Source organism: Streptomyces sp. NPDC049887 (assembly GCF_040656535.1).
Taxonomy (GTDB): domain Bacteria; phylum Actinomycetota; class Actinomycetes; order Streptomycetales; family Streptomycetaceae; genus Streptomyces.
The window spans coordinates 135,244-155,035 of record NZ_JBFAMM010000014.1 but is presented as its reverse complement, the minus strand read 5'-3'; the positions used below and the strand labels follow the sequence as shown (position 1 = coordinate 155,035).

General features: G+C 71.9%; 17 protein-coding genes. 3 read left to right on the top strand and 14 right to left on the bottom strand.

What is annotated here, in order from left to right; all coding sequences use genetic code 11:
• Positions 1-12: 12 nt before the first annotated feature.
• The 7 genes from truB to rimP form a co-directional block, all read right to left on the bottom strand.
• On the bottom strand, positions 13-942 hold the full coding sequence (gene truB / locus AB0J10_RS19235) for a tRNA pseudouridine(55) synthase TruB (RefSeq protein ID WP_363063041.1): 930 nt from the start codon (positions 940-942) through the stop codon (positions 13-15).
• Positions 939-1,391, bottom strand: a complete 453-nt coding sequence (gene rbfA / locus AB0J10_RS19230; RefSeq protein WP_360591184.1) for a 30S ribosome-binding factor RbfA — start codon at positions 1,389-1,391, stop codon at positions 939-941. Before rbfA ends, truB begins: the two co-directional genes overlap by 4 nt.
• A gap of 57 nt (positions 1,392-1,448) precedes the next feature.
• Complete coding sequence (locus AB0J10_RS19225) at positions 1,449-1,742, bottom strand: DUF503 domain-containing protein (RefSeq protein ID WP_363063039.1); 294 nt, start codon at positions 1,740-1,742, stop codon at positions 1,449-1,451.
• Positions 1,743-1,898: 156 nt separating this feature from the next.
• Entirely contained in the window at positions 1,899-4,982 is a 3,084-nt protein-coding gene (infB, locus tag AB0J10_RS19220; RefSeq protein WP_363063037.1) for a translation initiation factor IF-2, read from the bottom strand.
• A gap of 154 nt (positions 4,983-5,136) precedes the next feature.
• Positions 5,137-5,427 (bottom strand): YlxR family protein, encoded by a 291-nt coding sequence (locus tag AB0J10_RS19215; RefSeq protein ID WP_363063035.1) that lies wholly within the window; start codon positions 5,425-5,427, stop codon positions 5,137-5,139.
• A 243-nt stretch (positions 5,428-5,670) separates the two neighbouring features.
• The gene (gene nusA, locus AB0J10_RS19210; RefSeq protein WP_269728106.1) at positions 5,671-6,666 is read right to left on the bottom strand and encodes a transcription termination factor NusA; all 996 of its coding nucleotides are present in this window, start codon (positions 6,664-6,666) and stop codon (positions 5,671-5,673) included.
• Positions 6,667-6,668: 2 nt separating this feature from the next.
• The gene (gene rimP, locus AB0J10_RS19205; RefSeq protein ID WP_363063033.1) at positions 6,669-7,193 is read right to left on the bottom strand and encodes a ribosome maturation factor RimP; all 525 of its coding nucleotides are present in this window, start codon (positions 7,191-7,193) and stop codon (positions 6,669-6,671) included.
• Positions 7,194-7,381: 188 nt separating this feature from the next.
• Here rimP and AB0J10_RS19200 point away from each other — a divergent pair, with 188 nt between their 5' ends.
• From AB0J10_RS19200 to AB0J10_RS19190, 3 genes are read left to right on the top strand one after another with little or no spacing between them, the layout of a single operon-like run.
• On the top strand, positions 7,382-7,957 hold the full coding sequence (locus AB0J10_RS19200) for a hypothetical protein (RefSeq protein ID WP_363063031.1): 576 nt from the start codon (positions 7,382-7,384) through the stop codon (positions 7,955-7,957).
• Complete coding sequence (locus AB0J10_RS19195; protein ID WP_363063029.1) at positions 7,957-8,385, top strand: DUF4439 domain-containing protein; 429 nt, start codon at positions 7,957-7,959, stop codon at positions 8,383-8,385. Before AB0J10_RS19200 ends, AB0J10_RS19195 begins: the two co-directional genes overlap by 1 nt.
• Positions 8,386-8,402: 17 nt before the next feature.
• Complete coding sequence (locus AB0J10_RS19190; protein WP_363063027.1) at positions 8,403-9,275, top strand: aminoglycoside phosphotransferase family protein; 873 nt, start codon at positions 8,403-8,405, stop codon at positions 9,273-9,275.
• Positions 9,276-9,425: 150 nt separating this feature from the next.
• Here AB0J10_RS19190 and AB0J10_RS19185 read toward each other — a convergent pair whose 3' ends face one another.
• From AB0J10_RS19185 to AB0J10_RS19155, 7 genes are all read right to left on the bottom strand, one after another.
• Positions 9,426-11,120 carry a proline--tRNA ligase gene (locus AB0J10_RS19185; RefSeq protein WP_363063025.1) on the bottom strand — a complete coding sequence of 565 codons (1,695 nt, stop codon included), beginning with the start codon at positions 11,118-11,120 and terminating at the stop codon, positions 9,426-9,428.
• Between the two features lie 125 nt (positions 11,121-11,245).
• On the bottom strand, positions 11,246-11,788 hold the full coding sequence (locus AB0J10_RS19180) for a GNAT family N-acetyltransferase (protein WP_363063023.1): 543 nt from the start codon (positions 11,786-11,788) through the stop codon (positions 11,246-11,248).
• Positions 11,789-11,816: 28 nt separating this feature from the next.
• Positions 11,817-12,677: a GNAT family N-acetyltransferase gene (locus tag AB0J10_RS19175; protein WP_363063021.1), complete on the bottom strand. Its 861-nt coding sequence runs from the start codon at positions 12,675-12,677 to the stop codon at positions 11,817-11,819.
• Positions 12,678-12,842: 165 nt separating this feature from the next.
• On the bottom strand, positions 12,843-13,997 hold the full coding sequence (gene ispG, locus AB0J10_RS19170) for a flavodoxin-dependent (E)-4-hydroxy-3-methylbut-2-enyl-diphosphate synthase (protein ID WP_363063019.1): 1,155 nt from the start codon (positions 13,995-13,997) through the stop codon (positions 12,843-12,845).
• 193 nt (positions 13,998-14,190) lie between these two features.
• The gene (locus AB0J10_RS19165; protein ID WP_363063017.1) at positions 14,191-15,492 is read right to left on the bottom strand and encodes a site-2 protease family protein; all 1,302 of its coding nucleotides are present in this window, start codon (positions 15,490-15,492) and stop codon (positions 14,191-14,193) included.
• Entirely contained in the window at positions 15,489-16,751 is a 1,263-nt protein-coding gene (gene dxr / locus AB0J10_RS19160; RefSeq protein ID WP_363063015.1) for a 1-deoxy-D-xylulose-5-phosphate reductoisomerase, read from the bottom strand. The genes AB0J10_RS19165 and dxr overlap by 4 nt, the downstream gene beginning before the upstream one ends.
• A 119-nt stretch (positions 16,752-16,870) precedes the next feature.
• On the bottom strand, positions 16,871-18,853 hold the full coding sequence (locus AB0J10_RS19155) for an acyl-CoA dehydrogenase family protein (RefSeq protein ID WP_363063013.1): 1,983 nt from the start codon (positions 18,851-18,853) through the stop codon (positions 16,871-16,873).
• Positions 18,854-19,792: the final 939 nt, after the last annotated feature.

Below are 19,792 nucleotides of genomic sequence, written 5' to 3'. Positions count from 1 at the left end.
TGTCCGCGGCCGTCAGCCGAAGACCGCGAGGCTCTTCGCCTTGCCGCTTTGCTGCTCGACCAGCGCCAGGAACCGTTCCTCGGGCCCGAAGACGGCGACCGGACCTCGCGTGGGGTACTCCGGCATGTCGAGGCGTACGCCGTTGAGCAGCAGCCGGGCCCGTCTGGCGTCGACGTCCCAGCGCGGGAACGCCGCCGCGGCGGCCTCGCCGATAGGCATGACCGTCAGCTCCTCCTGGAGCTGGTCGAGCGTCCTGGCCGCGTCGAGCTTGTACGGCCCGACGCGGGTGCGGCGGAGCGCGGTCAGGTGCCCGCCGACGCCGAGCCCGGCGCCGAGGTCGCGGGCGAGGGCCCGGATGTAGGTGCCGGAGGAGCAGACCACCGAGACGACGAGATCGGTCACCGGGGTGCCGTCATCGGCGACGGCCTCGCGGACGTCGTGGACGGTGAACCGCGAGACGGTCACCGGACGCGCGGGGATGTCGAACTCCTCGCCGCCGCGCACCCGCGCGTAGGACCGCTTGCCGTCGATCTTGACGGCGCTGACCTTCGACGGCACCTGCATGATGTCGCCGGTCAGTTCGGCGACCTGAGCGTCGACGGCGTCCCGGGCGATCCCCGAGGCATCGGTGGACGAGGTGATCTCGCCCTCCGCGTCGTCGGTGACGGTGTTCTGGCCGAGCCGGATCGTGCCCAGGTACTCCTTCTCGGTGAGTGCCAGGTGGCCGAGCAGCTTGGTGGCCTTCTGGACGCCCAGCACGAGCACGCCGGTCGCCATCGGGTCCAGTGTGCCCGCGTGCCCGACCCGGCGGGTGCGCGCGATGCCGCGCATCTTGGCGACGACGTCGTGGGAGGTGAAGCCGGCCGGCTTGTCGACGATGACGAGACCGTCCCGGGTGGCGCTCCCGGTGGCGGCGGGGGCGGTGTCGCTGTGCTGGCTCATTCGGAGGCCGCGTCCTCGTCCCTGTCCTCGTCCTCCGGCTTGCGGTAGGGGTCGGCCCCGCCCGCGTAGGTCTTGCCCGTGGACGCCTGGCGGACCTCGGCGTCCTTGGCCCGTGCCTTGTCGAGCAGGTCGTCGATGGTCCGGGCGTTGTCCGGGAGGGCGTCCGGGACGAAGGTCAGGCTCGGCGTGAAGCGGACGCCCGTCTGACGGCCGACCTCGGATCGCAGGACGCCCTTCGCGGACTCCAGCGCGGCGGCGGACGCCGCGCGCTCCTCGTCGTCCCCGTACACCGTGTAGAAGACCGTGGCCTCCCGCAGGTCGCCGGTGACCCGGGCGTCCGTGATCGTGACGAAGCCCAGCCGCGGATCCTTGATTCGCCGGTCCAGGGTCTCCGCGACCACGACCTGGATGCGATCGGCCAGCTTGCGGGCCCGCGCGTTGTCGGCCACCGGTCCTTCTCCTCTTTCGTGCGGTGGTCCGGGGGGCACCCCCCGGACGGTGCAGTCTCAATCATCGTCTCCGTGCAGCCGCCGTCGCACCGACAGCAGCTCCACTTCGGGCCGGGCGGCGACGAGGCGCTCGCACCGGTCCAGTACATCTGTGAGGTGTCCCGGGTCCCCGGACACCGCCGCGAGGCCGATCTCGGCCCTGCGGTGCAGGTCCTGTCCGCCCACCTCGGCCACGGCCACCGCGTACTTGCGCTGGAGCTCGGCCACGATCGGGCGGACGACGGAGCGTTTCTCCTTCAACGAACGGACGTCGCCGAGGAGCAGGTCGAAGGACAGCGTCCCCACATACATGTATGTCCGGATGTCCCGCCGGTACGGGTTCGGTCTGCGTCCTGCCCGCTCTTGGCAGGTACATCAAGAACCGTACACGCACGGCCGGGGCCGATCGACGGGATTACCTCCCGCCGACCGGCCCCGAGCACCGGTGTGCGTGTCAGCCGTGCGGCGTCAGCCGCGGGGCTTCTCGCGCATCTCGTACGTCGCGATGACGTCGTCGACCTTGATGTCGTTGAAGTTTCCGAGGTTGATACCGCCCTCGAAGCCTTCGCGGATCTCGGTGACGTCGTCCTTGAAGCGACGCAGACCCTCGATGTTGAGGTTCTCCGCGACGACCTTGCCGTCGCGGATGAGGCGCGCCTTGGTGTTGCGCCGGACCTCGCCGGAGCGGATGAGGACACCCGCGATGTTGCCCAGCTTGGACGAGCGGAAGACCTCGCGGATCTCCGCCGTGCCGAGCTCGACCTCTTCGTACTCCGGCTTGAGCATGCCCTTGAGGGCCGCCTCGATCTCCTCGATCGCCTGGTAGATGACCGAGTAGTAGCGGACGTCCACTCCCTCGCGCTCGGCCATCTGCGTGGCACGCCCGGCGGCGCGCACATTGAAGCCGATCACGATGGCGTCGGAGCCGGTCGCCAGGTCGATGTCCGACTCGGTGACCGCACCGACACCGCGGTGCAGCACGCGGATGTCGACCTCTTCGCCGACGTCCAGCTGGAGCAGCGAGGACTCGAGGGCCTCGACCGAACCGGACGCGTCGCCCTTGATGATGAGGTTGAGCTGCTGGACCTCGCCCGCCTTGAGCACCTTGTCGAGGTCCTCGAGGGACACCCGGCGGGTGCGCTTGGCGAACGCGGCGTTGCGCTCACGCGCGGCACGCTTCTCGGCGATCTGACGGGCCGTGCGGTCCTCGTCGACGACCAGGAAGTTGTCGCCGGCGCCCGGGACGTTGGTGAGACCCAGGACCAGGACGGGAGTCGACGGGGTCGCCTCCTCCACGTTGTTGCCCTTGTCGTCGAGCATCGCGCGGACACGGCCGTACGCGTCGCCGACGACCATCGTGTCACCGATGCGCAGGGTGCCTCGCTGGACCAGGACGGTCGAGACGGCACCACGGCCGCGGTCGAGGTGGGACTCGATCGCGATGCCCTGCGCGTCCTGCTCCGGGTTGGCCCGCAGGTCCAGGGCGGCGTCCGCCGTCAGGACCACGGCCTCCAGCAGGCTCTCGATGTTCAGGCCCTGCTTGGCGGAGATGTCGACGAACATGGTGTCGCCGCCGTACTCCTCGGCCACCAGGCCGTACTCGGTCAGCTGACCGCGCACCTTCGTCGGGTCCGCGCCCTCGACGTCGATCTTGTTGACCGCGACCACGATCGGCACGTCGGCCGCCTTGGCGTGGTTCAGAGCCTCGATCGTCTGGGGCATCACACCGTCGTTGGCCGCCACCACGAGGATCGCGATGTCGGTCGACTTGGCACCGCGGGCACGCATGGCGGTGAACGCCTCGTGACCCGGGGTGTCGATGAAGGTGATGCGGCGCTCTTCCTCGTTGACCTCGGTCGAGACCTGGTACGCACCGATGTGCTGCGTGATGCCGCCGGCCTCGCCCGCGACGACGTTCGTCTTGCGGATCGCGTCCAGCAGCCGGGTCTTGCCGTGGTCGACGTGACCCATGACGGTCACCACCGGCGGACGCGCGACCAGGAACTCCTCGCCGCCCTCGTCCTCGCCGAACTCGATGTCGAAGGACTCGAGCAGCTCGCGGTCCTCCTCCTCCGGGCTGACGATCTGGACCGTGTAGTTCATCTCGCCGGCCAGGAGCTGCAGCGTCTCGTCGGAGACGGACTGCGTGGCCGTGACCATCTCGCCGAGGTTCATCATCACGGCGACGAGCGACGCCGGGTTGGCGTTGATCTTCTCCGCGAAGTCGGTGAGGGAGGCGCCACGCGACAGACGGACGGTCTCGCCGTTGCCGCGAGGCAGCATCACACCGCCGACCGACGGGGCCTGCATGGCCTCGTACTCCTGGCGCCTCTGCCGCTTCGACTTGCGGCCACGGCGCGCCGGACCGCCGGGACGGCCGAAGGCACCCTGCGTGCCACCGCGACCGCCGGGGCCGCCCGGACGTCCGCCGAAGCCGGGACGGCCACCGCCGCCACCGAAGCCGCCACCGCCGCCGCCGGGACGCGGGCCGCCGAAGCCGCCGCCACCACCACCGGGACGACCGCCGCCACCGCCGCCACCGGGGCGACCGGCGAAGCCGGGACGTCCGGCACCGCCGCCGCCACCGGGACGGCCGCCGGGACCACCGGGGCCACGGCCGCCGGGACCGGGACGCGGACCGGCAGCGGGACGCTGCGGCATCATGCCCGGGTTCGGGCGGTTACCACCGGGGCCGCCACCGGGGCCACCGGCTCCACGCGGAGCCTGCGGACGCGGCATGCCGCCCGGAGTGGGACGGGAACCACCGGGAGCCTGCGGACGGGGACCGCCCTGGCCGGCGCCCTGCGGACGCGGGCCACCGGGGGCACCCTGACCACCGGGACGCGGCGCACCACCGGGACGGGGCGCCTGCGGGCGCGCCATGCCGGTCGAGCCACCGGAGGTGAAGGGGTTGTTGCCCGGACGCGGGCCCGCGGGACGGGCACCGGGACGCGGGGCCTGGCGCTCGCCACCGGGGCGCGGGGCACCGGGACGGGCACCGCCGCCGCCCTGGCCCTGGCCGGGACGGGCGGCCGGACGCGGGCCGGGAGTGGCACCGGGCCGGGGACCGGCAGCCGGGGCGGCCGGGGGCGCGGTGAACTCCGGCGCGGCCGGAGCGGCCGGGGCCGGCTTCGGGGCCGCCGCGGGCTTGGGGCCCGGGGTCGGCCGCGGGCCGGGAGCCGGGGCCGCGGGAACGCTCTTGGGAGCCTCGGCGGCGGCCGGCTTGGGGGCCGGTGCGCCGGGCTTGGGGGCAGCGGGACGCGCCGCCTGCGCCGGGGAGGGCCCGGCGGGCGTGGGCGCGCCGCCCGCACGGCTTGCCGCCGCGGGGGAGGGCGCGGACTTGCGCGGTGCCGCGGGCTTCCCGGCAGGGCGCTTCGCGGGGGCGGCCCCGGAGCCCTGCTGGAAAGCATCGGTCAGTTTGCGTACAACCGGCGCCTCGATCGTCGAGGACGCCGAACGGACGAATTCACCGAGTTCCTGGAGCTTGGCCATGACGACCTTGCTCTCGACGCCGAACTCCTTGGCGAGTTCGTATACCCGGACCTTAGCCACTTCGCTCCTTTTAGGTCCGGGTTACCGCCGGACCGTCGCTACTTCATGGGCGTACTCATCGCGTACTCATCGAGTGCTCATCGCAATCTCGACCTACTTCCGACTCGCGAGGTACCTGACCGCACGGGGATCCGTGCGGTGCTGCTCTTCCTTCTTACGGTGCTGCCTGCGCCGCCGTCGCCCCGATTTCCCGGCGGACGTCCGCGGTGTCGAGCGGCCCCTGGGCCCTGAGGGCCCTCGGGAACGCCCGGCGGCGGACCGCCAGGTCGAGACAGACCGAGGCGGGGTGCAGATAAGCACCCCGGCCGGGCAGCGTACCGCGATGATCGGGGACGCATACGCCCTCGACCGCCACGATGCGCAACAGATCGCGCTTGGCCGCTCGCTCCCGGCACCCCACGCAGGTTCGCTCAGGGCATGCGCGGGCATGCGTCCGACCAGACACGTCCAAGTCTACCTCCCCGCACCGACCTCACCCCTTTGGGGCAAGAATCGAACAGTTGATGGCGCAAAACGCTTGGCGATCCCGCGGTCACGGAACGAGTCTGCGCCCCGATCCATTCCCCGGCACCCCGGGTCGGTGACGGAGCGCGACCCGCGCTCCGCCCCGCTCGTCCGGACCGGATCAGCTCGGCGGGCCGCCCGGTGCCCGGACAGGACCTGCTCGGCGAGCCGCCCCGGGTACGGCTCAGCCCTGCTCGGCGGGCTGCTCGGTGTCCGGCCGGATGTCGATCCGCCAGCCCGTGAGCCGTGCGGCGAGGCGGGCGTTCTGCCCCTCCTTGCCGATGGCCAGTGACAGCTGGTAGTCGGGCACCGTCACACGCGCGGACCTGGCGCCGAGGTCGACGATCTCGACCTTGGACACCCGGGCCGGGGACAGCGCGTTCGCGACCATCTCCGCCGGGTCGTCCGACCAGTCCACGATGTCGATCTTCTCACCGTGCAGCTCGGCCATGACATTGCGCACCCGGCCGCCCATCGGGCCGATGCACGCACCCTTGGCGTTCAGGCCGCTGCGGGTGGACCGCACGGCGATCTTGGTCCGGTGGCCGGCCTCACGGGCGATCGCCGCGATCTCGACCGAGCCGTCGGCGATCTCCGGCACCTCCAGCGCGAAGAGTTTTTTCACCAGATTGGGGTGGGTCCTCGACAGGGTGACGGAGGGGCCGCGCACGCCCTTCGCCACCCGTACGACGTAGGTGCGCAGCCGCAGGCCGTGCGAGTAGTCCTCGCCCGGCACCTGCTCCTGCACCGGCAGGATGGCCTCCAGCTTGTCGTCCAGCTTCACCAGCACGTTCTTGGGGTCCTTGCCCTGCTGGACCTGGCCGGCCACGATGTCGCCCTCACGGCGGGCGTACTCGCCGAAGGTGACGTCGTTCTCGGCGTCGCGCAGCCGCTGCTGGATGACCTGGCGGGCGGTGGACGCCGCGATCCTGCCGAAGTCGTGCGGGGTGTCGTCGAACTCACGGGGCTCCTGGCCCTCGTCGAGTTCCGACGGGTCCTCCTTCGCCCACACCGTCACGTGCCCGGTCTGCCGGTTCAGCTCGACCCGGGCGTGCCGGCGGCTGCCCTCGGTGCGGTGGTACGCGATGAGGAGGGCCGACTCGATGGCGTCGACCAGCAGGTCGAAGGCAATCTCCTTCTCCTGTGCCAAGCCCCTCAGGAGCTTCACGTCGATGTCCACGGCTACGCCTCCTCTTCTTCCTGAATGCCGTTCTTGTCCTTGCGGTTGAACTCGAGCTCCACACGGGCCCTGGCGATCTCGTCGAAGGCGAGTCTGCGTGCGGTGGGCTTGCGCCCCTTCACCCCCGGCACCTCCAGGTCGAGACCCTCGTCGTCGACGTCGAGGATCCGCGCGACCAGCTCCTCGCCCGGCTTCCCGTCCGGGGTGGTCAGCTGGAACCGGGCGAGCCGGCCCTTGGCGCGCACGTAGTGGCGGTGTTCGCTGAGCGGGCGCTCCGCACCGGGGGAGGTCACTTCGAGCTGGTACTCGCCCTCGCCCATGGCGTCGCTCTCGTCGAGCCTGTCGGAGATGACACGGCTGAGCTCGGCACAGGCGTCGAGATCGACGCCTTCCTCCGAATCCACGACGACACGGAGCACACGGCGGCGGCCGGCCCGGGACAGTTCGATCTCTTCCAGATCCAGGTCCGCGGCGCTGACGAGCGGTTCGAGCAGTCCGCGCAGCCTCTCGCTCTGGGTGGTGCTCATCCGGGTGACTCCTCGGCCGCGTGTGCTGTTGTGGGTTTCGTCGTGTGTCAGCACAAAGGGTATCCGGTCGCGGGGGGTGTTGCCGTCCACCCACCGATGACCCGCAGGTACGCTCGCCTGCGGTGATCACATCAAGGCGTCGTCCACCCGATCGGGTGAATGCGTGCCAGGGCCCGAGGAGAGACCAGGTGGAGCGCACCGGAACGACGCGCAGAGGTGCCCTCTCGGCCGCCGGGGCGGCCGCCGCCGCGGTGCTGACCGGGTGTTCGCCGGACCGACCCGGCGCACGGCGCGCCACGCCCCGGAGCGAGTCGGCGGAGACCGTGCTGCGCCGGCGCAGCGCCGAACTGAGCGGCGCCCTGCTGCTGCGGTACGACGCGGTGCTGACGGCCCATCCGGCACTGGCGGCCCGGCTGACACCGCTGCGGGGCGAGGTCGTGCGGCATGTCGAGGCGCTCGCGCCCACCGGGTCACGGCCGCTGCCCGGGACCTCGGCGTCCCGCCCGGCCCCGTCCTCCTCCCCCGCACCGTCCGCGTCCGGGCCCGCGCGCCCCGGGCCGTCCTCCACGGCGAGCCCCGCGGCGCCCCCGGTGCCCGCCGACGCCGGGGCGGCCGTGCGCGAACTCGCCGCCGCCGAGCGGACCACCGCCGACGGGCACACCGCCGCGCTGAGCGGCGCCCCGCCGGAGTACGCACGGCTGCTGGCCTCGGTCGCCGCGGCCGGTGCGGTCCATGCCTATCTGCTGACGGAAGGGTCCCGTTGATGAGCGACACGCTGGCCGCGGCGCAGGCCGCCCTCGCGGCCGAGCACGCCGCCGTCTACGGCTACGGCGTGGTCGGCGGCCGGGTCGGCGAGGCCCGCCGGGCCGAGGCCGTGGCGGCGTACGCCGCGCACCGGGCCCGCCGGGACGCCCTGGAGCGCACGGTCCGTGATCTCGGCGGCAGGCCCACCGCCGCGCAGGCCGCCTACGCGCTGCCCTTCGCGGTGCCCGACGCGGCGGCCGCGGTGCGGCTCGCCGCCGTACTGGAGGACCGGGTCGCCGGCGTCTACTCCGATCTGGTGCGGGCCGCCCGGGGCCCGCTCCGCCACGACGCCGCGGCCGCGCTGCGCGAGGCGGCGGTGCGGTCGGTGCGGTGGCGCGGTACCGGCGTAGCCTTTCCCGGGCTTGCCGAACGAGCCGCCGCGCAGTGAAGGGGAACAACGCACGCATGGGTTTCGAACCGCCCCGGCGTCTGGTGCGGGCGCTCGGCGACAACGACTGGACCGGGCAGCTGCCGAAGCTCGTCGAGGAGACCGCCGCCCGCGACGGGCTGGAGATCGAGCGGGTGGTGGTGCCCGGCGGCCGGAGCAGTCTGGTCGTCCTCGTGCGACGGCGGGACGGCACGCCCGCGGCCCTCAAGCTCGTGCCGCCGCTCGCGGCGCCGGAGCTCGAGCGGGCGGCACTCGCGCACTGGAACGGATTCGGCGCGGTGCGGCTGCTGGGCGGTTCCGGTGGCGCGCTGCTGCTGGAGCGGCTGCATCCCGAGCTGTCCGTGCGCTCGCTCCCGGAGGCGAAGGCGCTGCTCGAGGCCGCGGGCACGGCGCGCCGGCTGTGGGTGGAGCCACCGTCCGGCCATGCCTTCGAGACCGTGGCCGAGCGCACGGCCCGCCAGGTGTCCGCGCTGCCGGAACGCGCCGCCGCCGCACCGCAGGCGCTGGTGGACGAGGCGTTGGCCGCGCGGGAGGAACTGCTCGCGCACTCCCCCGAATCGCTGCTGCTGCACGGGAACTTCCGCCAGAGCAAGGTGCTCGCGGGCGACCGCACGCCCTGGTTGGCGGTCGGGCCGGAGCCGTTGGTCGGCGAGCGGGCTTACGATCTGGCGCGGCTGGCCAGGGACCGGGTGGAGGACCTGGTCGCCGCGGCAGCCGGCGCTGCAGCGGCCCGCCGCCGGGTGAACCGGCTCGCGGACTCGCTGGACGTCGACCGGGACCGGTTGCGCGGCTGGACGCTGTTCCGCGCGGTGGAGTCGGGCACGCGGGCGATCGCCGAGGGGCGGCACGCCGAGGGTGAGCTGTCGCTGGAGTTCGCCGGCTGGCTGTGAACCGCCGGTGAGCGTGCGGACGGGCCGGTGACGGCTCCGTCCCGCGGCGCCCACACCGGGGACCGGCGCACAGCGGCGGAAGGGACCGAGGGTCGGCCGCCGCGGAACGGCCCACCCTCGGTCTCCAGCGTCGGCGCGGGCGCCGCCGCGTCAGTCGGTGAGTCGCGCGACGGCCTCCTCGACCGTCAGCTCCTCGCGCTCGCCCGTGCGGCGGTCCTTCAGCTCCAGGACGCCCTCGCCGGAGCGCCGGCCCGCCACCAGGATCTTCGGGACGCCGATCAGCTCGGCGTCGGTGAACTTCACGCCCGGGGAGACACCGGCCCGGTCGTCCACGAGCACCCGCAGGCCCGCCGCGCCGAGCTTCTCGGCCACGTCGAGTGCGAGCTCGGTCTGCAGCGCCTTGCCGGCGGCGACGACGTGGACGTCCGCCGGGGCGATCTCGCCGGGCCAGCACAGGCCCTGCTCGTCGGCGTGCTGCTCGGCGAGGGCGGCCACGGCGCGGGAGACGCCGATGCCGTAGGAGCCCATGGTCACGCGGACCGGCTTGCCGTTCTGGCCCAGGACGTCGAGCTGGAAGGCGTCCGTGTACTTGCGGCCCAGCTGGAAGATGTGGCCGATCTCGATCGCGCGGTCGAGCTTCAGTCCGGTACCGCAGGCGGGGCACGGGTCGCCGTCCTCGACGACGACCACGTCCAGGTAGTCGTCGACCTCGAAGTCACGGCCGGCGACGACGTTGCGGGCGTGCTTGTCCTGCTTGTTGGCGCCGGTGATCCAGGCGGTGCCCGGGGCGACGCGCGGGTCGGCGATGTAGCGGACCTTCTCCAGGCCCTGCGGGCCGACGTATCCGCGCACCAGGTCGCGGCGGCCGACGAAGTCCTCGGCGGTGACCAGCTCGACGGTCGCCGGGGCCAGGTGGTCCGTGAGCTTGCCGAGGTCGACCTCGCGGTCACCGGGCACCCCGACGGCGACGATCTCGCCGTCGACCTTCACGAGGAGGTTCTTGAGCGTGGCGGAGGCGGGCACGCCGAGGTGGTCGGCGAGCGTCTCGATGGTCGGGGTGTCCGGGGTGTCCAGCTCCTCGACGGGGCCGTGCTCGCCCGTGACCGGCTTCAGGCCGAAGGTGACGGCCTCGGTGTTCGCCGCGTAGTCGCAGGAGGGGCAGTGGACGAAGGTGTCCTCACCGGCGGCGGCCGGGGCGAGGAACTCCTCGGAGGCGGAGCCGCCCATGGCGCCGGAGACGGCGGAGACGATGCGGTGCTCCAGACCGAGGCGCTGGAAGATCTTGATGTAGGCCTCGCGGTGCAGCCGGTAGGACTCCGCCAGGCCCTCGTCGCTGGTGTCGAAGGAGTACGAGTCCTTCATCTGGAACTCGCGGCCGCGCAGGATGCCGGACCGCGGACGGGCCTCGTCGCGGTACTTCGTCTGGATCTGGTACAGGATGACCGGGAGGTCCTTGTACGAGGTGCACTGGTCCTTCACCAGCAGGGTGAAGATCTCCTCGTGGGTGGGCCCGAGCAGGTAGTCCGCGCCCTTGCGGTCCCGGAGGCGGAACAGCTCGGCGCCGTACTCCTCCCACCGCCCGGTCGCCTCGTACGGCTCCTTCGGCAGCAGCGCTGGCAGCAGCACCTCCTGGGCGCCGATGGCGTCCATCTCCTCGCGGACCACCCGCGCGACGTTCTCCAGGACGCGCATGCCGAGGGGCAGCCAGCTCCAGATACCCGCCGCGTTCCGGCGGACGTAGCCGGCGCGGACCAGCAGCTTGTGGCTGAGCGTCTCGGCGTCCGCCGGGTCGTCGCGCAGTGTCTTGACCATCAGACGGGACATGCGCTGGACCTGGGCTGCCATGGATTGTCTCCTGCGTACAAGTGCGTACAAGAAAGGGTGATGTCCAGGAGGTTAGCCGGGCGGTGCCAGCGGGCGGAAATCAGTTCCGTTCGGTACGCCCGTCGCGCGTGCGTGCGGTGCGGCCGTCAGACGCCTCGCAGCAGCGGCAGCGGCGCCCCCATCACCGCGTACGGCTTCGGGGCGCTGGGGAAGAGGACCTGGCGCGCCAGGTCCCGGTAGCCGAGGGCCCGGTACAGCCCGCGGGCCGGGCTCTCCGTGTCGATCGCGGACAGGATCGAGCGGGGCTGGTCGGCTCCGTCCGTGATGGTGGTGATCAGCCGGCGGCCGATGCCCCGCCCCTGGTAGGCGGGGTGCACATGGAGCTCGGTGATCACGAACGAGTCGTCCAGCCAGTCGTCGGAGCCGTTGCCGCGCAGATACGGCTCCACGACCGTGGACCACCAGTGGGTGCGGTCGTTCGGCATCCCGTACACGAACCCGACCAGTCGGCCCGCGGAGGTCGTCGCGCCGAGGGCGTGGGCCCCGGGGCAGAGCAGGTGCCGGAGCACGATGTGGCGGCGGATACCGATCTCCTCCGCGGTGAGGCCGAAGGCGAGGGCCTGGACGGAGAGGGCGTCGTCCACGCGAGCGGCGAGGTTGACCGGCGCGACCTCGACATCGTGTTCCATGCGGGAACCCTACTTCGACGCCGGCCGCTCAGAACAGCACGCTCATGAACGCACCGACCTCGCGGAACCCCACCCGTCGGTAGGCCGCGCGGGCCGCGGTGTTGTAGTCGTTCACGTACAGGCTGACGACCGGTGCGACATCGGCCAGGGCGTAGCGGATCACTGCCGCCATCCCGGTCTCGGACAGGCCGCGTCCACGGTACTCGGGGGCGACCCAGACGCCCTGGACCTGGCACGCCAGCGGGGTGGCGGCGCCGATCTCGGCCTTGAAGACGACCTTGCCGTCGTCGATCCGGGCGAAGGAGCGGCCCGTGCCGACGAGTTCGGCGATCCGCGCCTGGTAGAGCAGTCCGCCGTCGCCCGCCGTCGGGGAGACGCCGACCTCCTCGGTGAACATGGCCACGCAGGCAGGCATGATCACCTCCATCTCGTCCTTGCGGATGCGCCGTACGCAGGGGTCGGGCTCGATGTCCGGGGGCAGGGACTCGGTGACCATGAGCGGCTGGTGGGCGCGGACTTCGCGGGCCGGGCCCCAGCTGGGTTCCAGCAGCTTCCACAACATGGAGGTGGTCTCGGCCGGTCCCACGATGGACGAGCAGCGGCGGCCGGTCCTGCGCGCGCGGTCGGCGAAGGCGCGGACGGCCTCGGGCGTGGCGCAGATGGGGACGAGATTGGCACCCGAGTAGCAGAGCGAGCGGAGCCGTCCGTCCGCGTACCAGCCCCACATCTCGCCGCCGAGGCGCCACGGGTCGAGTCCGGCGACCTGGACCCGGGCGGTGACGAACGCGTTGGCGACCGGGTCGCTCTCCAGAACCGCGAGTGCGGCCCCCAGGTCGTCGGGATCGAGGACCCGGCTGGTCGTCTGCGTCAACACGAGAGGGCCCTCCATCACTCCTTGCGGGCAACGACAGGTGCCGCTCGGTCTGCCGGCACCTGCGCGTATCAGTGGTGGTGTACGGCCTGCCGGTCTGTGCACTGTACCCGGATACCCGGGAGCGGGCCCCTCACGCGAAAGGGCCGGGCCGCCGCGCGGTCCGGCCCTCGCGGCCGTCGGTCAGCTGACGGAGACCTCGGGCTCCCCGGAGGCCACGCCGTCCTTCTCCATCTGCTCGGCGATCTTCATCGCCTCCTCGATCAGGGTCTCGACGATCTTCGACTCCGGCACCGTCTTGATCACCTCGCCCTTGACGAAGATCTGGCCCTTGCCGTTGCCGGAGGCCACGCCCAGATCGGCTTCGCGGGCCTCGCCCGGGCCGTTCACGACGCAACCCATGACCGCGACGCGCAGCGGCACCTCCATGCCCTCGAGGCCCGCGGTGACCTGGTCGGCCAGCTTGTAGACGTCGACCTGGGCGCGGCCGCAGGACGGGCAGGAGACGATCTCCAGCCGGCGCTGGCGCAGGTTCAGCGACTCCAGGATCTGGATGCCGACCTTGACCTCCTCGGCCGGGGGCGCGGACAGCGACACACGGATGGTGTCGCCGATGCCCTCGCTGAGCAGCGCGCCGAAGGCGACGGCGGACTTGATGGTGCCCTGGAAGGCCGGGCCGGCCTCCGTCACGCCGAGGTGGAGCGGGTAGTCGCACTGGGCGGCCAGCTGCCGGTAGGCGTTGACCATGACGACCGGGTCGTTGTGCTTGACCGAGATCTTGATGTCGCGGAAGTCGTGCTCCTCGAAGAGGGAGGCCTCCCAGAGCGCCGACTCGACCAGCGCCTCGGGGGTGGCCTTGCCGTACTTCTGGAGCAGCCGCCGGTCGAGCGAGCCCGCGTTCACACCGATGCGGATGGGAGTGCCGGCGTCCTTGGCCGCCTTGGCGATCTCCTTGACCTTGTCGTCGAACTGCTTGATGTTGCCGGGGTTGACGCGGACCGCGGCACAGCCCGCGTCGATGGCCGCGAAGACGTACTTGGGCTGGAAGTGGATGTCCGCGATCACCGGGATCTGCGATTTCCGGGCGATGGTGGAGAGCGCGTCGGCGTCGTCCTGCGTGGGGCACGCGACGCGGACGATCTGGCAGCCGGACGCGGTGAGCTCGGCGATCTGCTGCAGCGTGGCACCGACGTCGGAGGTCCGTGTCGTCGTCATCGACTGCACGGACACGGGCGCGTCGCCACCGACGGCCACCGAGCCGACCTGGATCTTGCGGCTGATCCTCCGGTCGGCGAGCTTGGTCGGAACGGACGGCATCCCGAGAGAAATCGCGGTCATCTGCTGTGCAACCCCAAGGTGTGGATCGAGGCCCCGACAGGGCGGGCTCCAGCCTTCGACATTACGCCACGGGTCCGCGGCCCAGCACACCGCGGCGGCAAACCACCCGAAGGGACGCGGCCGGACGCCATACGGTGTCCGGCCGCGGTTTCCGCCCGGGGTCCGGGCGGTGTCCCCCGGGCGAACACGCTCCCTAGGAGATCCTCACCGGGTTCACGATGTCCGCCACCAGCACGAGCAGCGTGAAGCAGATGAAGATCCCCGCGACCACGTAGGCGACGGGCATCAGCTTCGCCACGTCGAAGGGGCCGGGGTCGGGCCGGCGGAAGAGCCGGGCGATGTTGCGGCGCACGGATTCCCAGAGCGCTCCCGCGATGTGCCCGCCGTCCAGCGGCAGCAGCGGCAGCATGTTGAACAGGAACAGCGAGAGGTTGAAGCCGGCGAGCAGCATCAGGAACGTGGCCACGATGTTCTGGGTGGGGGCGTCGAGGTTGAGCACCTCGCCGCTGATCCGGGCCGCGCCGACCACCCCGACCGGGGAGTCGTCCTTGCGCTCGCCGTCGCTGAAGGCCGCGGCCCACAGGTCCGGCACCTTGGCCGGGAGCGAGATGATCGCCTGGACGCCGTTCTCGAACATGTCGCCCATGCGGTCCAGGGACTGCCCGAAGGTCTGCGGCACGATCTCCGTCCTCGCCGCGAAGCCGAGGTAGCCCGCCGGCACGAACTCGCCGGGGACGACCTGACCTTCGGCGTCCTTCTTGGCCACCATGTTCTTCAGCAGGGTCGCCTGGAGGACCTTCTCCTCGCCGGCTCGGTCGACCGTGATGGTGGCGGGGCCGATGGTGTCGCGGATGCGTCCGGACAGCTCTCCCCAGTCGCTGACCGGCACCCCGTTGAAGGCGACGATCCGGTCGTCCTTGAGCAGTCCCGCGGCCGAGGCCGGGGATTCGGGGTCGGTGGGCCTGCAGCTGCTGCGCTCCTCGCTCTGCGGGATGACGCACTGCTGGACACCCGCGACCTGGGTCGTCTGGGTGGCGAAGCCGAACGACATCGAGACCCCGAGGAAGATCGCCACGGCGAGCACCAGGTTCATGAAGGGGCCCGCGAACATCACGATGACGCGCTTCCACGGCTTGCGCGTGTAGAAGAGCCGGGTCTCGTCGCCGGGCTTGAGCTCCTCGAAGGCCGCCGTGCGGGCGTCCTCGATCATGCCCCGCCAGGGGGAGGTGGAGCGGGCCTCGATCCTGCCGTCCGGGCCGGGCGGGAACATCCCGATCATGCGGATGTAGCCGCCGGCCGGGATGGCCTTGATCCCGTACTCGGTCTCCCCCTTGTGGCGCGACCAGATCGTGGGGCCGAAGCCGACCATGTACTGGGGCACGCGGATACCGAAGAGCTTGGCGGTCGAGAGGTGGCCGAGTTCATGCCAGGCGATGGAGAAGAGCAGTCCGACGGCGAAGAGCGCTATGCCGAGGACCGTCAACAGAATCGTCATGCGCGAGCCTCCGCTGTCGCCTTCTCTGCCTGCGCGGCCAGTTCCCGGGCGCGGGCGCGCGCCCAGGTCTCCGCTTCCAGGACGTCCGTGACCGTCAGCGAGGTTCCCCTCCCGGGGGTGCCGTGTTCGCCGACGACTGCAGTGACCGTATCCATGATTCCGTTGAACGGCAGCCGTCCCGCCAGGAAAGCGTCCACGCACTCCTCGTTCGCCGCGTTGAACACCGCGGGGGCGGTGCCGCCTTGCTCCCCGACCTGCCGGGCGAGTGCCACGGACGGGAAGGCCTCGTCGTCGAGCGGGAAGAACTCCCAGGTGGAGGCCGTCGACCAGTCGAAGGCGGGAGCGGCGTCCGGCACCCGCTCCGGCCAGCCGATGCCGATGGCGATGGGGCCGCGCATGTCCGGCGGCGTGGCCTGGGCGAGCGTGGAACCGTCCGTGAACTCCACCATCGAGTGAACGTAGGACTGGGGGTGGACCACTACCTCGATGCGCTCGAACGGGATGTCGTAGAGGAGGTGCGCCTCGATGACCTCCAGGCCCTTGTTGACCAGGGTGGCGCTGTTGACCGTGATCACCGGCCCCATCGCCCAGGTGGGATGCGCGAGGGCGTCCTCGGGGGTGACCCGGGAGAGCTCGGCCCGGGTGCGGCCGCGGAAGGGGCCGCCGGAGGCGGTGACGACGAGCTTGCGGACGTCGGCGCGGGTGCCGGCGGCCAGGGCCTGGAACAGCGCGGCGTGCTCGGAGTCGACGGGGATGATCTGGCCGGGCTTCGCGAGCGCCCTCACCAGCGGGCCGCCGACGATGAGCGACTCCTTGTTCGCCAGCGCGAGGGTGCGGCCCGCTTCGAGTGCGGCGAGGGTGGGGGCGAGGCCGATGGACCCGGTGATGCCGTTGAGGACGGTGTGGCACTCGGAGGCGGCGAGGTGGGACGCCGCCTCCGGCCCGGCCAGGATCTCGGGGAGCGGCTCGCCCGTTCCGTACCGTGCCCGCAGGGCTTCCCGGAGCGCCGGAACGGCGTCCTCGCGGGCGACGGCGACCGATCGCACGCGCAGGCGGTGCGCCTGCTCGGCGAGCAGGTCGACCCGCCCGCCGGCGGCGGAGAGCGCGGTGACGCGGAAGCGGCCGGGATTGCGCAGGACCAGGTCGATGGCCTGGGTGCCGATGGACCCGGTGGAGCCGAGGACGACGACGTCCCGGCGGCCTTCGGACGGATCGAAGGCGATGTGCGGATCGGCGAGTGGGACTGGGCTGTCGCTCATGCCCCCATTGTGGCCGTTGCCGACGCGGGCCCCGACAGCGCGTCCCCTGCGCGCCGCCGCTGCGGGCGCCGCCCGGAGGCGGCGGATCCGCAGCAGCGGCCGCACGGCGGCCCGACCGGTCAGCGGAACGGGCGGTGGACGTTCTCCCGCGTCGCCGGGCCGGGGGTCGCGTCCGCGATCCAGGGTCCGTCGCCGCTCGGGTCGAGGACGCCCTCCTCGAGCCAGGTGTAGGAGCCGGCGAGGACGTCCTTGACCACGGACCGGTCGAGGTCGTCGGTGTTGGTCCACAGCCGTCCGAAGAGCTCCTCGACCCGGATGCGGGACTGCCGGCAGAAGGCGTCCGCCAGCCGGTACGCCTCCCGGCCGTGCTCCCCGGTCCTGCGCAGCAGTTCGGCCCGTACGCAGACGGCGCTCATAGCGAACAGCTCAGCGCCGATGTCGACGATCCGGCCGAGGAAGCCCTGCTTGGTCTCCATCCGGCCCTGCCAGCGGGACATGGCGTAGAACGTGGAGCGGGCGAGCTTGCGCGAGGTGCGCTCCACGTACCGCAGGTGCACGGAGAGGTCCGTGTGCCCACGCGGGTGGAACTCGGCGTACGAGCGGGGCAGCTGGCCCGGGCCCGCGACCAGCCTGGGCAGCCAGCGGGCGTAGAACGCCGTGGCCGCCGCGCCCGCCTTGGCCTTGTCGCCGAGCGACTTGTCGGGGTCGATGATGTCGCCCGCCACCGAGAGGTGCGCGTCCACCGCCTCGCGCGCGATCAGCAGATGCATGATCTCGGTGGAACCCTCGAAGATGCGGTTGATGCGCAGGTCACGCAGCAACTGCTCGGTGGGGACGGCCCGTTCGCCACGGGCGGCGAGGGACTCCGCGGTCTCGAAGCCGCGTCCGCCGCGGATCTGGACGAGTTCGTCGGCGATGAGCCAGGACATCTCGGAGCCGTAGAGCTTGGCGAGGGCGGCCTCGATGCGGATGTCGTTGCGGTCCTCGTCGGCCATCTGGGACGCCAGGTCGACGACGGCCTCCATGGCGAAGGTGGTCGCCGCGATGAAGGAGATCTTCGCGCCGACGGCCTCGTGCTTCGCGACCGGTTTGCCCCACTGCTCGCGGACCGCGGACCATTCACGGGCGATCTTCAGGCACCACTTCCCGGCGCCGACGCACATCGCGGGCAGTGACAGACGTCCGGTGTTCAACGTGGTCAGGGCGATCTTCAGGCCGGAGCCCTCGGGGCCGATGCGGTTCGCGGCGGGCACCCGGACCTGGTGGAAGCGGGTCACGCCGTTCTCGATGCCGCGCAGGCCCATGAAGGCGTTGCGGTTCTCGACCGTGATGCCCTCGGCGCCCGCCTCGACGACGAAGGCGGTGATGCCGCCCTTGTGGCCCTCGGACTTGGGGACCCTGGCCATGACGACGAGGAGGTCGGCGACGACGCCGTTGGTCGTCCACAGCTTCACGCCGTCGAGCACGTAGTCGTCACCGTCGGGCACGGCCGTGGTGGCCAGGCGCGCCGGGTCGGAGCCGACGTCCGGCTCGGTGAGCAGGAACGCCGAGATGTCGGTACGGGCCAGGCGCGGCAGGAACTTCTCCTTCTGCTCCTGGGTGCCGAAGGTCTTCAGCGGCTGCGGTACGCCGATCGACTGGTGCGCGGACAGCAGCGCGCCGATGGCGGGGCTCACGGAGCCGACCAGGGCCAGGGCCTTGTTGTAGTACACCTGGGTGAGGCCGAGGCCCCCGTACCTGGTGTCGATCTTCATGCCGAGGGCGCCGAGTTCCTTGAGTCCCTCGATCACCTCGTCGGGGATCCGGGCCTGGCGCTCGATGAGCGCGCCGTCGATCTTCGTCTCGCAGAAGTCGCGCAGTTTGGCGAGGAACTCCTCGCCGCGCTGCACGTCCTCGGAGGCCGGCAGCGGATGGGGGTGGATCAGGTCGAGCCGGAAGCGGCCGAGGAACAGTTCCTTGGCGAAGCTGGGCTTGCGCCAGCCCTGCTCGCGCGCGGCCTCGGCGACCTGGCGTGCCTCACGCTCGGTGACCTTTGGTGCCCCGGTGGCCTCGGGGGACACAGTTACCTTCGGGGCGTCCTGCGGAGTGGATGGTGCGGACATGAGGGACTCACCTCGCCGCTGTCGGAGGGCGGCCGGACCGGAATTACCGACCGGTGCTACTCGTCCGTATCTACCCGATTACCGGCCTCCCCACCAGTCCTGCGGGGCAGCCGGGTGGATCGTGACGGGCCACCGCGGGAGGGCGGCCTGAGCCCCCGCACAGTGGCTCCCTCACAGTGCGGTTGACCTGCGGTTTCTCTCTGAGCTGCGGAAACGCCCGGCGGTCCGGCGCGCATCTTCACGCATCCGGCCCGGTCCCCACCCAGCGACGATCACCGTGTTCCCGTGCGACCGGGAACAGCAGCCGGGGTCTCGGCCTGCCGCGACAGCCGGGGGCATCGGCCGGTCCGGCGGGGCGGCACCCCGGCCCGCGTGCGCGGCCGTGACGGCCGTGGCGCTCTCCCGCCACGGCCGGATACCGGGCCGAGGTGTCGCCGGGCGGGCCGGAGCGCGGCGCCGGCCGGCCGACGGGCCGACCGACGGGACCGGGGCCGCGGTCTTGGGGATCAAGGGGGCGGCGGGCCGCGGTGCGGGCAGTGCACCGTCGCGATGCGGTCGTGGACGGCCGGGACTGGCCGCAGAGCCGAGCAGCGGCTGCGAGGCGGTCACGGGCGCCGGGAGCACGGTCGTGCGGACAGCGGGCGGTGGCCTCCGGCCGGTCGCGCGGACGACCTGTTCCCTCGCTCGCGTGGCCGTGGGAACGGGGCCGGGCGCGCGCCGGTCGAAGTCGATCCCCGACCCACAGCCGGGGCGCCTCCGCGCGATCCCACTGGCGGCCCCGGACTCGATGTGGCCGATTTCGACACGGGCCATCGGGCCGACGTCGAACTTCGCCACACGGGACCTGATCAGTTTCGGACAGATTTCTTAACATCTCGCCGCAGAGGATGTCTGACATTTATCGTAGTTGCGGCAAGATCGAACCTCGGTACGCCGAAG

Bases quoted from the DNA above. Each gene is read 5' to 3' on its own strand.
- truB (WP_363063041.1), bottom strand. From the start codon at position 942: ATGAGCCAGCACAGCGACACCGCCCCCGCCGCCACCGGGAGCGCCACC.
- AB0J10_RS19225 (WP_363063039.1), bottom strand. From the start codon at position 1,742: ATGTATGTGGGGACGCTGTCCTTCGACCTGCTCCTCGGCGACGTCCGT.
- rimP (WP_363063033.1), bottom strand. From the start codon at position 7,193: ATGAGCACCACCCAGAGCGAGAGGCTGCGCGGACTGCTCGAACCGCTC.
- AB0J10_RS19195 (WP_363063029.1), top strand. From the start codon at position 7,957: ATGAGCGACACGCTGGCCGCGGCGCAGGCCGCCCTCGCGGCCGAGCAC.
- AB0J10_RS19190 (WP_363063027.1), top strand. From the start codon at position 8,403: ATGGGTTTCGAACCGCCCCGGCGTCTGGTGCGGGCGCTCGGCGACAAC.
- AB0J10_RS19185 (WP_363063025.1), bottom strand. From the start codon at position 11,120: ATGGCAGCCCAGGTCCAGCGCATGTCCCGTCTGATGGTCAAGACACTG.
- AB0J10_RS19180 (WP_363063023.1), bottom strand. From the start codon at position 11,788: ATGGAACACGATGTCGAGGTCGCGCCGGTCAACCTCGCCGCTCGCGTG.
- AB0J10_RS19175 (WP_363063021.1), bottom strand. From the start codon at position 12,677: ATGGAGGGCCCTCTCGTGTTGACGCAGACGACCAGCCGGGTCCTCGAT.
- ispG (WP_363063019.1), bottom strand. From the start codon at position 13,997: ATGACCGCGATTTCTCTCGGGATGCCGTCCGTTCCGACCAAGCTCGCC.
- AB0J10_RS19165 (WP_363063017.1), bottom strand. From the start codon at position 15,492: ATGACGATTCTGTTGACGGTCCTCGGCATAGCGCTCTTCGCCGTCGGA.
- dxr (WP_363063015.1), bottom strand. From the start codon at position 16,751: ATGAGCGACAGCCCAGTCCCACTCGCCGATCCGCACATCGCCTTCGAT.
- AB0J10_RS19155 (WP_363063013.1), bottom strand. From the start codon at position 18,853: ATGTCCGCACCATCCACTCCGCAGGACGCCCCGAAGGTAACTGTGTCC.